Origin of the sequence: Paenibacillus sp. O199 (assembly GCF_001636635.1) — a bacterium.
GTDB classification, from domain to species: domain Bacteria; phylum Bacillota; class Bacilli; order Paenibacillales; family Paenibacillaceae; genus Paenibacillus; species Paenibacillus marchantiae.
In genome coordinates this window covers 14,082-25,576 of sequence record NZ_LGRP01000011.1, presented here as the reverse complement: position 1 = coordinate 25,576, position 11,495 = coordinate 14,082, and the positions used below count along the sequence as shown (strand labels likewise).

The 11,495-nt window shown below is 47.0% G+C and carries 9 protein-coding genes; 7 read left to right on the top strand and 2 right to left on the bottom strand.

Features of this window, described 5'->3' with window-relative positions:
• Positions 1-220 precede the first annotated feature (220 nt).
• On the top strand, positions 221-634 hold the full coding sequence (locus A6049_RS17710) for a hypothetical protein (protein WP_063565945.1): 414 nt from the start codon (positions 221-223) through the stop codon (positions 632-634).
• 93 nt (positions 635-727) lie between these two features.
• Here the strand turns inward: A6049_RS17710 and A6049_RS17705 are convergent, their stop codons facing one another.
• Together A6049_RS17705 and A6049_RS17700 are read right to left on the bottom strand one after the other, a co-directional pair.
• A complete protein-coding gene (locus A6049_RS17705; protein WP_481853018.1) occupies positions 728-3,538 on the bottom strand; it encodes a chitinase N-terminal domain-containing protein in 2,811 nt (936 codons plus the stop codon).
• 206 nt (positions 3,539-3,744) lie between these two features.
• Positions 3,745-4,221, bottom strand: coding sequence for an RNA polymerase sigma factor (locus A6049_RS17700; protein WP_063565944.1), 477 nt, complete (start codon positions 4,219-4,221; stop codon positions 3,745-3,747).
• A gap of 206 nt (positions 4,222-4,427) precedes the next feature.
• Here A6049_RS17700 and A6049_RS17695 point away from each other — a divergent pair, with 206 nt between their 5' ends.
• From A6049_RS17695 to A6049_RS17670, 6 genes are all read left to right on the top strand, one after another.
• Complete coding sequence (locus A6049_RS17695) at positions 4,428-5,141, top strand: response regulator transcription factor (protein WP_024628875.1); 714 nt, start codon at positions 4,428-4,430, stop codon at positions 5,139-5,141.
• The gene (locus A6049_RS17690) at positions 5,138-6,601 is read left to right on the top strand and encodes a sensor histidine kinase (protein WP_063565943.1); all 1,464 of its coding nucleotides are present in this window, start codon (positions 5,138-5,140) and stop codon (positions 6,599-6,601) included. Before A6049_RS17695 ends, A6049_RS17690 begins: the two co-directional genes overlap by 4 nt.
• On the top strand, positions 6,598-7,755 hold the full coding sequence (locus A6049_RS17685) for a hypothetical protein (protein ID WP_063565942.1): 1,158 nt from the start codon (positions 6,598-6,600) through the stop codon (positions 7,753-7,755). The genes A6049_RS17690 and A6049_RS17685 overlap by 4 nt, the downstream gene beginning before the upstream one ends.
• Positions 7,756-7,989: 234 nt before the next feature.
• The gene (locus A6049_RS17680; protein ID WP_063565941.1) at positions 7,990-8,694 is read left to right on the top strand and encodes an ABC transporter ATP-binding protein; all 705 of its coding nucleotides are present in this window, start codon (positions 7,990-7,992) and stop codon (positions 8,692-8,694) included.
• Entirely contained in the window at positions 8,691-10,055 is a 1,365-nt protein-coding gene (locus tag A6049_RS17675) for an ABC transporter permease (RefSeq protein ID WP_063565940.1), read from the top strand. The genes A6049_RS17680 and A6049_RS17675 overlap by 4 nt, the downstream gene beginning before the upstream one ends.
• A 93-nt stretch (positions 10,056-10,148) precedes the next feature.
• Positions 10,149-11,240 carry an efflux RND transporter periplasmic adaptor subunit gene (locus tag A6049_RS17670; protein ID WP_161490609.1) on the top strand — a complete coding sequence of 364 codons (1,092 nt, stop codon included), beginning with the start codon at positions 10,149-10,151 and terminating at the stop codon, positions 11,238-11,240.
• Positions 11,241-11,495: the final 255 nt, after the last annotated feature.

Sequence of the window (11,495 nt, the reverse complement as noted above, 5' to 3'; positions counted from 1 at the left end):
AAGTTTGCTAAAGACGAATAAAATAAAGAACATGATGGATAAGTTTCGATCCATTATTGATCTATCGGAAGAGCAGCCCATGCAATAGCAGGTGCTGCTTTTTGTATTTTATAGGAAGTTAATATCAGCAAAATGTTGAGCCCTATATGAAATTACTGTTTTAGAAGTAGACTCATACTATGATACTGTATAGTTATAAATTTAGTAATTGAGGTAAATTGTGAGAAAAAACAATAATGTATTATGGGTGTCTATTTCTATACTTATTTTAATAGTCGCCATGTCTCTCACTGGTTGTTCCAAAATGCAAACAAGAATTAATCTCATGGGAGAGAGTGAACATTGGAGAGGCGAGCTAGATACGACAGTAACAAATGAAAGAGCGGAAAATGGAGAATATACTATATTTTATAAAAAAGATAATTTGGAAGATATTAAAGAATATAAAATTAACATTAATGAAGGAAGAATAATTAGAAAGGAGAGCGATTTAACTTCGAAATCTATAGAGTTCCCTATAACGAGTACAAAAGGTTCAATGGTTAGTAGGAATGAAGACCAAACTATTGTCATTGAGTGGACAGATATGAATGGTAACAATTTTGAAGAGAAACTGATCTTATCAGAAAAATAACCGAAAAAAAACCGAAGCGAGTGCCTGGAGTCCCGGCAAACTTGCTTCGGTTTTTCAATGCTTGGTTAAACGTTAGGCATTCCTTATTGAGACTTAGCTTGCTGCTGGCAAAGATACAGCGGATTTCGTTACTTGTACCGTAATCGTTTCAGTGCTTGTCACACCCGCTGCATTGATCAGCTCAGCACGATACGTGTACGTTCCATTCGCGTGACCGGATACATCTGTCACAGCGCTTTGTGCATTAGGTGTTACTGCGTTCAGTGCTTTGGTATCGATCAGTTGACCATTCTCATAGAGACGGTATTCTGATGCGTTTGTTCCCCACCACAGATTCATCGTCACTTTGTAGTTGCCGTCCCCATCCCAATTGTCTTGGGAGAGAACTGCTTTGCCAGGGGCAGCATTCGCAACTTGCACCGTGAGTACTTCACTGCGAGTTGTACCCTTGGAGTTCGACAGCTCAGCTACGTAGGTATAAGTACCGTTAGCTTTACCATTGATCGTTGTTTGGGCCGATTGCGCCGCTGGTGTAGCGTCTGTCAGCTTTTGTGTGTCAATCAGCACGCCATCTTCATACAGCTTATAGCTCGTGCCATTGTCACCCCACCAGAGGTTCATAGTAACGGTATAAGACCCTTCAGAGAGACCGTTGCTGTAACCATTGTTGGATGTAAGCGCCGGCTTACCTGGTGCGCCAACAGCTGGAGTCGAAGGTCCTTCTTCGCCGCCTTCTTCAACGGCTACGAAATCGTTCAAGCTTCTAGGCTTCAGTTGAAATACATCTTTGAAAATAGCGGCAACACCTGTCACGCTGATTTTATCGCCTGCTGCATAAGGGAAGGTCGTTTGCGTTACACCTGTGCGTGTATCCACACGTACATGCGTGCTTGTTCCGTCCGCTGCAACTGCATCGAATTCAAACGAACCTACCGGTGTTGCACTGATGATGTTCTGAACAGTTACTTCTTTCAATTGAACGAGTTGACCCTGGTTTGCAGCCGTAACTGCTGGCACTTCAATGGCAGCAGGGATGGAGGCTGTACCCGTTTTCTCGATCGCTACGATATCCGTAAGCTCAAATTCACTGTTGTATAGCGCCGTTGCTGCGGTTACTTTAACCACATCTCCAGCGTGGAAGCCGGCAGTACTTTGGAAAACATAAAGGCCACCTGTGGTGTCTTGAAGATAGAAGGATTGTCCACCAAAAGCACCTGGCTCTGTAGTAACTACACCCTCAACTGTAACCGTTGAACCAGCTGCTTTGGTGCGTGCATCAGCAATGCTGATCGTTGCCGGGATTGGTCCTTCTTCTTCCGGAAGCTGCTCAGCCGGAACATTGCCGACGGTAACTGCAGTCGTGATCAGGTTGCTGCCGTTCAGACGCAGACGCAAGCTGGCAGCGCCCGTTGTACCTGATTTAATGCGGACATTCAGGTCTTTGATTGCGCGACCTTTGCTGTCGGAAGTTACGCTAAAGTTGGAGCTATAACCGTACGAAGTCGGCCATGTACCACCTTCATTCTGAATCATGGCGACCTGTGTTCCGCCAGTCAGGTAAATTCCTGCACTGTAACCGGAAACGGTTGTGTTAGCAGGCATGTTCTCTACAACCACACGGATCTGGAAATCCTCCGCATTAGGCAGGGTTTCCTGCTTCACGATGCTGTAGGAAGCGTTCGCGCTTGAAGCTGGTCCACCATAAGAACCTGCTTTGAACGTGGAACGATCATACCACTTGTATCCTGCAGCTGGTGCAGCCCAAGGTTCAGCCTGTGGTTCTGTGGAAGCAGCAGGTTGTTCGAACGGAAGCAATGCTGTTGCATTATCCAGTTGAAGTCCGTTCACTTGAGTCAAGCTAGTGTAATTTTCTTGATTAGCAAGCCAGTTAACGGTATTGACCAGCAATTTGCCGTCATCAACTTCTTTGAAGCCGTCATACGTTGTTTTGCGAGCGCCAGTCTCTTCGCGAAGATACTTCGGTGAAGCATCTTCAACCGGAGAGGAATCGCCGATAAATGCTGCTTTACCTGCACCCAGCTTGGAAACGGCTACGTAAGGACCTTCCTCAACTCCACCGCCATTGTATACGCCCTGGTCAACAGCGTTCGGCCAAGCGTCATTCGTTTTCGGCAGGTATACAATACCTTTAGCCTTTGTTGGATCGGTGATCGCAAGAGTGGACCCTGCGTGCATGGCTACCGCAGATACACCTTCTGTAATGCCAAATGCCTGTCCAGCAGGCACAATGTTAGTAGCATTAATATCGCCTAATGCGTTGTAACGGAAGCGTACGCCGAAATTATCGGACAGCCAGTCGCTGCTAGTTACATTTTGCATAGCCTCAGAGTTACGCTCCTCTGTGCTCATGCCTTTGGCTGGATCTTCGAATGCGCCACGACGATAGCCGTTAATCGCTTCAGAACCGTCCCAGCGGTTTTTGTTACGGTCAGCATTGTAGTGATCTCCAATGAAGAAGATGCTGCCGCCTTTTTCTACATACTCTTTCAAGGCTGCCTGTTCTGTCGTTTTGAAGGGAACATTGGGTTCAGCAATGACAAACACGTTATATTCTTTCAGATCGTCATAGGTAAAAGGAGTCGTCTTGCGCAGTTCCTTTACATAATATCCATCATTCGCGAGTGCATTGCCGAAGTCTGAGAAGCCTCCGTCAATGACCCAGTCAGCTGCTCCAGCTGTCTGTGCATGAGTATTGTCGAACAATACTTTCTTGCCTGCATTTCCGTTAACAACCTTTGCCTGAATGAACGGTGCAGGGTCTGTTGCCCATTCGGCCTGAACCGATGCATCTCCATTCCACAATCCAATCTGAAGCGGCAATGCCATGGACAATGCCAGGAGTGATTTTACCCATACTCCTCGCATACGTGTCAATTTACCCAACCAAATCCCTCCCAAATATTAGTTGAAACATGAGTTCGTCCATATTCTAACACACCAAAATCTCACATAGTCATAACAATTTGTAAAAACGAACTCGACTTTTGTAAAAATGAGTCCTTTGTCATGCTCCATCTAACAAATTTTGATACTTTCTAACATCAGATGTTGATTTCACGTCATTTCTGCTCATGAAAAAAAGCCATCTCTTATGAGATGACTTTGGCCCGAATCCGATTGACAGCATGGAATACCGAGGATTTGATCATGCCTTCACTACGGTTAACGAGCTGGGCGGTTTCTTTGATGCTGTACCCGTGAATCACGCGTAATTCAAGAATTTTGCGATGCTCTGTATTGTTAATGATCGAAACAAGGTCGTTAACACCTTCAGAGATCTCCAATTCGGATGTATCACAGTGATACGTCTGCATCTCCAACTTACTGTCCCGCTTCAGTGTACGGGTCCGCTTGCGGAATGTATCCATGGCGAGGTTACGGGCAATTCTTTTGAGGTAGTAGAGAAGTCGTTCTTCCGGAATGTCTGCCGATACATTCATCATTCGAATGAAACACTCCTGCGTGAGATCCTCTGCATCCTGTTGATTTTTGACGATCTGAGATAGATACCGTGTCACTTCTGATTTATAGTTTACATAAGCATCATGAATGGTTGTTTTGTTCACGTGATGTTTTCCCCTTTGGATACCGATCTGGCTTTGTCCGGTCTGGTTTGTTCTCTGTGTTCCAAGTATATCGGGATGATGTTTCCAAAGACGCCAGACTTGTATCCGAGTTGTAACATTTCCGGTGAACCTCTGTTCAATCCAAGAGCAGAGATACAGAATATAAGGCAGATGAAATTCATAGAGCAGGGAGATTAAGATTCATCATGAGACCGAAACAGATTTTGATTATTGAAGACGAAGAGTCCATTCGCGACATCCTATCCTATTCGTTGCGTAAGGAAGGATTTGAGATGACTGAAGCAGCAACAGGCAGAGAGGGCTTGGATCTGCTCAGGGAGTCCAGACCAGACTTGATCCTGCTCGACCTGATGCTGCCGGACATGAGCGGGTTCGATGTATGCAGACAACTTTCCGTGAATTCGAAGATTCCCGTAATTATGATTACGGCGAAGTCCGATATGCTGGACAAGGTGCTCGGCATGGAGCTGGGGGCGGACGATTATATTACCAAGCCATTCGACATTCGTGAGGTAGTTGTGCGCATTCGGGCCATTTTCCGCCGGATTGATCTAATCAGCGAGACGCTGGAGAATCAGTCCTATGAAGTGGTACGGCTTGGTAGACACATTGAGATCCGCAAGGATGAGCGTGAAGTCTGGAAAGATGGGGAACGCGCCGGACTGACCAATAAGGAGTATGATCTGCTCTTATATTTGGTCAACCATCACCGCAAAGTACATACAAGGTCCGAGTTGCTGGATAAAGTGTGGGGATTTGATTTTCCCGGAGATACCCGGACGGTAGACATTCATATTCAGCGTATCCGCAAGAAGCTGGATAGCGGGGAGCAGGGGATTTCACTTATTGAGACGGTCTTTGGCGTGGGTTACAAACTGAATATTCAGGTGCATACATGAAGTGGACGATCCAGTTCAAAATGGTCGTTCTTTTCTCGGTCATCGTATTTATTGGTTTTTCGGCCTTGCTCATTATTTCGAATAAAGTGGGTGAGGAGAACATGTACAGGGAAGTGCAGGAGGACATGGTGCAATCCAAAAAAAATCTGGATATCGCGCTCAATCAATACTTCCTGATTCATAATAAACGGATTAGTGAGGACTCCCTGGGAACAGGGAATCGGGACCTCGCAGAACAGATCGGCTCCGCAGTAGGCGGCAAGGTCATAGTCTATCGGTCTGATGGCACTCCGTTTAGCAACGTGGGTGCGGAGGCGAAGCTGGCTGCTGCTCAAACCTCTGATCTACAGGCTGCCATGAAATCAAAGATCGCCTATACAACCGTGGTGGCCAAAGGCAGAGTAACAGGGAATCTGTCCTTTCCTGTGCTGTCGGAGGGGAGCATCCTTGGCATTATCCAGCTGGAAAGGGATTATACGGATCTGTTCAAACGGCATCTGCGATTTCAGAACACCATCAAGGGCTTTGCAGCCGTCATTTTTGTGTTTGTTTTCATTGGATCTGTCTTTATTTCACGCCAGATTACGAAGCCGATTCGTGTGCTGACAAAACGTTCAGCCGAAGTTGCACAAGGCAGCCTGAATGCAGACATCCACATCTCAACGAAGGATGAGATTGGAGAGCTGGCTTCCAGCTTTACCGTCATGATTGCTCGGGTAAAGGAGCAGATTGACGTGATTGAGAGAGAACGGGATGAGGTCAAGCATTTACAAGCACGCAACAAGGTTTTTTTTGACAATGTGACGCATGAATTAAAGACACCACTGACCACGATACTGGGGTATGCCCAGATTCTACGGGATAATGGATTTACGGATCAAGTGTTCTTCGACAAAGGGTTGAAATATATTATCAACGAGAGCCAACGCCTCAACGTCATGGTTGCGGATATCCTTGAAGTGACCGTATCGTCCACACCGATTCAGACCTTCCGTTTTGAGCGGGTGAATGTATCGAATATTATTCGGGAAGCCTGCGAAGACATGTCCATCAAGGCGGGCAAGTACAATATTGGCATTCGCTATGAGCTGGAAGAATTGCTGTATGTCCAGGGGGACTGGAATAAGCTCAAGGAAGTTTTTTTGAATGTGCTGGATAACTCGGTCAAATACGGGAATGTGAATTCCATCATTCAGGTCCAATCGTTTCGGCTGGGGAATTCGGTAGCCATACTGATTCGTGATGAAGGAGAAGGCATTCCGGAGGAAGCGTTGAAGCATGTATTTGAACCCTTTTACAGGGATAACGGGATGAACAGGACAGAGAAGGGAAGCGCTGGGCTGGGCTTGTCAATTGTGAAAAACACGGTGGAGCAGCATGGGGGAACGGTGGAGATGAAGAGTATATTAAACAAGGGAACACAGGTGAATATCAGTCTGCCTGGAGAATCGGACGTATGAAGAAACGAGGATTTTGGAGCAGATATCGCGATATGCTTATGTTATCCGGTTTGCTGATTGTATTTGTCGGAGGTATCTTTGGCATTGGTAGCCTGTTCAGCATTGGACATGGGAAGCCCAGAACCGTCATTCTGCCGGATAAACAGTTCAACAGCCGCCTCGCACCACCGCCAAGCAACACCATTCAGATTGAGTCGGCTACCAAGCTGCCCAATGACTTTGCCATTTATGATTTTGAGGTAGCAGATCCCAACACGGTCATATTGAATCGGCCGGATCGTTCCTATACCGGGATCAAGCTGTCGCAGCTGCATATGGATGATAATCTCTTGAAGGACATCGCCACGAATACAGAGTATGGGATTACTTTGAGTCCGGATCAGAGCAAGCTGATTTATTCACAGTACCGATCGACTCAGGCGCAGAAGACAACCTATGAATATGATTTGAAAACAGGAGAACATCTCAAGCTGAAGAATGACAACTCCTATTCACGCGTCTTTGTAGGTAATGAATCCTACATCGGATATGATGACCTGGTGTTCAACATGGTGGAGCTAAAGACAGGAAAGAAACATGAATTGTACAGTTATGATGAGTTAGTTGCCAAGGTTGCACAGACGAGCAATATTTCCAGTCCGGATGATACCCTGATTATGCTGGATTCATATGAGATTAGCCGGGATTTATCACGGGTGTATGTGCTGGTTAAACTGAAAGAAAATTACGCGGTCTATAGCTTCTCTCTGAACGACAAAAATGATATCACTGCATACACCCCTGCCCAGGATATACAGCAGTTTAAGGTTTTGAAGAATGGGGACATGCTGATTCAGGGCATGATCAACAACGAACAGGGATTGTACAGATATCGAGCGGATACCAAGAAGTTTGAGCTGCTGGTCAAAGGGCCCATCTGGAGCTTCGATCTGGATGAGGAGGAGTCCCGCATTGCCTATTTTTTGACACTCGAAGGACAGAAGAATGAGGTGCACATTGCCTATCTGAATGACCGGAAGCTGGGGTCCGATACGGTTATCTACCGGAATATTGATTACTTTATCAAGTTGAAATGGAATGACAGCAATCTCTTTGTTGTCGGGAGCTCTATGGAAAAAAGCGAGTTATATCGGTTTAGCTTCCGAGCTTGGTAAAGATGTGAATATGGAATGCTCAGAAATTAGGCCCTATGGAATGAAGTCGCTATGTTAAGGACTGAACCCATAGGGTCTTTTTGTGATTTGAACATGTTGCATAAATCCAAAGAAGGCCTTTCAATCCAATGCAGCTAAAGGCTGATTTTACAAATTGGATACAAGTCCAGATTGGACCGATACATCTGATGGCTATAATTACCTCTATTACATCGATGAGAGGAAGCCGGATTCATGCTGCGAGTTGAACAGGTATCACACACGTTCCGCAATGCACAAGGGATTGTTCCCGTATTGCAGGACATTAACATATCCGTGGGTAAGGGTGAGATGGTTGCACTGCTGGGAAGCTCCGGTTCAGGCAAATCGACGTTATTGCATCTGATGGCAGGTCTGATGAAGCCGGACACAGGCAAGATCCTTATTGCAGATCAGGATATTGTGCGTATGAGTGAGAACCGACTGGCGGAATTCCGCCGGACACATATTGGCTTTATTTTTCAGGCGTATGAGCTGCTTGCGAACCTGACAATTCGGGAAAATGTGGAGCTGCCGCTCGTGTTTCAGGGCATTCGCCCATCACGGCGTAAGCAAAAGGCGATGCACCTGCTAGAACAGGTTGGCCTTGTCGGCAAGTCCGAATTATTCCCTTCCCAGCTATCAGGAGGGCAGCAGCAGCGCGTCAGCATTGCGCGTTCACTGATTACGGAGCCGTCCGTCATATTCGCGGACGAGCCTACCGGGAACCTGGATACCCGAACGGAGGAAGAGATTATTTCCATTTTGCAACAGCTGAATCGGGAGATGCATACAACATTCGTTATTGTCACGCATGAGGCTGAAGTGGCGGAGCAGATGCAGGTTGTCATTACATTGCAGGACGGATGCTTGGTGGAGAGCGGCCAGTCCAAGGCAGTAGAGCAAGGAGAGCGGTTGTGAGAGTTCTGGATGTGTTGCGAATGTCATGGGGACAGATTGTGCGCAGAAAGGTGGTTACTCTTCTGTGCATGATTGGCCTGTCCATCGGCTGTGCGGCCATGATTATCGCGTTAAGCGTGGGGCAGTCGGTACAGGTCTATGGTGAGAAAACGTTAAACGAGAATTACAAAATGGATGAGATTACAGTATCCCCCAATGAGGGAATCGGTTCGGGCGGAAGCAATGGGCAGACGTCCACCTTCGAACGAGGAGCGCTGACGGCTCGGAAAATCGATATTATTTCCAGCCTTCCGCATGTCGTCGCCGTTGCTCCGATGCTGAAGCTGGATATGCTGGAGATGGCTACATTGGATGGCAAAAGCTCCAATGTGGAAGTTATCGGTACAGAGCTTGGATCATTGAGCCGTTTCGGCTACCGTTTTGACAAAGGCGGGGCATCGGGGATCAGCGGAGCCGCTATTGTGAATTACGGTGCAACCTTCGGACTTGTGGACGCCGAGGTGATCCGCGAACTGAACAACAAGCTCATGGAGGATTCGTTTAATGACGAGTTTCTACAGCAATACATGGCGTTGATGTCTACCCAAACCGAGCTGTTTCAGGCACAGTTTAACCTGAAATATCAGGACATGAATGATTTGTCCAAAGCCAAAACAAGCTCCCCTTTGCGAGTGACGGGTGTACTGAAGGTGCCTGGCGGCATGAGTGAGAACAATGCCATGTATGACAAAAAGGTCTATGTTTCCCTCGAAACCGCCCGGATGCTCGCTGAACAGTTCCAGAGCAGTCAGGCACAGGCCGCGGCAGCAGGACGGTTGAACTCGGCGCTCGTGAAGGTAGAGGACAAGAAGTATGTGGCACAGGTGCAGGAGCAGATTCAGAAGCTGACGCTGATGACAGACAGCAATCTGTATCAGGAGCAGGCGATGAAGGAACAGCTTGGCATGTACCAGAAGGCCGCTATGGGCATTGGGATATTCGTCATGCTGCTGGCTTCGCTGTCTATTATTGTAGCGATGATCATGTCCACGCATCAGCGCCGCAAACAGATTGGCGTCATGAAGGTGCTGGGAGCCAATCTGTGGCAGATCAGGCAGATGTTCATTACTGAAGCTGCTGTACTTGGAGTGTTGGGCGGCATTGTTGGTGTCTTCATCGCTTACGGAGCCATTCAGGGAGTAAATGGACTACTCCAAGGACAAATCTCGATGGAGGCAAGCACACCTCTCCAAGTGGTTATTGAGACGTCGGCCCTGCCTGCTGGTATAGCGTTTGCGGTGTTGACCGGAGTACTCTCGGGAATCTATCCGGCGATTAGCGCCTCGCGTACAAATGCGTTGCAGGTAATTAAATCGGCATAAATATAAAGCAGAGATACAGGAAAGCACAGTTTAGGGATTTAAGGATTTAACAGACAGAATCAACAGACAGATTCAATGAAGGGACATACGGCAATGAAGAATTCGGCAATAGGCAAATGGATAAAGAGAATCATCATGATCGGACTGCTCGCAGGCGCTGGATATTTTCTGTACCAGCAATATAAACCGGTACCCGAAGCGCCCATCGAGGCTCCGCAGCCCATTACATTTGGAGTCACACAGGAGACGATCACGCAGGAAATTCAGGTCAAAGGCAAGTCGGCTTATGCCAAACAGACGGATGTGTACGCTCCTTTTGCCTCGAAGATAAAGCAGTGGAATGTGGAGAATGGGGAGCCCATTCACAAGGGAGCCGTCATGTTCTCGCTTGATTCGAAAGCATTGCAGACGGAAGTGCAGCAGTTGGAGACCGATATTGAGAAATCGAGGCTGGAAGCTCAATTGAATGAGATTGGTCTTACTCAGGGAGAGGGTCCCGAGCAATTGGGGGTTACTGAAGAAGAACGGAAGAAAGCCTTCGCCGAGCGGGAAACAAAACGACTGACCAACGAAATGAACAAGGAATCCATCGCTGTGAAGGAGCAGGAGGTTCAGGCCAAGAAAGCGGTCATGGGTTTATCCACCGTGTACGCGCCGGTATCCGGTGTGTTTCTGATGAACGATACGGAGACCAAGACACGTATGGTGAGCGAAGGTCAGTATGTGGGTACCATTGTGGACACAGGCAAATTACAATTTGTGGCGGCCATTAGCGAGCAGGAGCTATTCAAAATCCAAACAGGCATGCCTGTAAGTGTACATATGACGGGAAACAAGGAGGTTCCGTTAACCGGAAAGGTCATCAAAATCTCCAAGTTTGCCAAAAAGGGAACGGAAACAGATCTGAAACAGCCTTCCCAATTCGATATTGTCATTGATTTGAAGCCAAACGCCAAGCTGATCGGTGGATTAAGTCTGGAGGGCAAGATTGAAACGCTGCGCAAGGAGAAAGCGACGGTCGTTCCCACGCTGGCGGTCATGCGAGATCAGGATACGGCATATGTGATGCTGGATCAGGGCAACGGGCAATATGTACAGCAGACGATTCAAACAGGCATCGAGACAGATGACAAGACTGAAGTATTGAACGGCTTGAAACCAGGAGATATTGTTGTGCTTCCATAAAAAAAGAGCATGAGAATATGCTATGTCAATTAGCTCATCACGGGAGAAAAGCCCGTGATGAGCCTTTTTTATGGCTTGGGGAGGCACATCTCAGAATTCCTGCCTGATTTATGGAATTAAATATAATAAAATTTAATAAATTCAATTTACAGTAATATTTACATGGAGTATAATCGATTCATAAGGAGGTGGACACGCGATGTGAGGTTTGTATCGAGGGTAAGCCTTTTTTTAAAACCTCTAAAAGTAAGCGCT

Excerpts from the sequence above, each read along its gene's own strand:
- A6049_RS17670 (WP_161490609.1), top strand. The coding sequence starts at position 10,149 with ATGAAGAATTCGGCAATAGGCAAATGGATAAAGAGAATCATCATGATC.
- A6049_RS17690 (WP_063565943.1), top strand. The coding sequence starts at position 5,138 with ATGAAGTGGACGATCCAGTTCAAAATGGTCGTTCTTTTCTCGGTCATC.
- A6049_RS17680 (WP_063565941.1), top strand. The coding sequence starts at position 7,990 with ATGCTGCGAGTTGAACAGGTATCACACACGTTCCGCAATGCACAAGGG.
- A6049_RS17685 (WP_063565942.1), top strand. The coding sequence starts at position 6,598 with ATGAAGAAACGAGGATTTTGGAGCAGATATCGCGATATGCTTATGTTA.
- A6049_RS17695 (WP_024628875.1), top strand. The coding sequence starts at position 4,428 with ATGAGACCGAAACAGATTTTGATTATTGAAGACGAAGAGTCCATTCGC.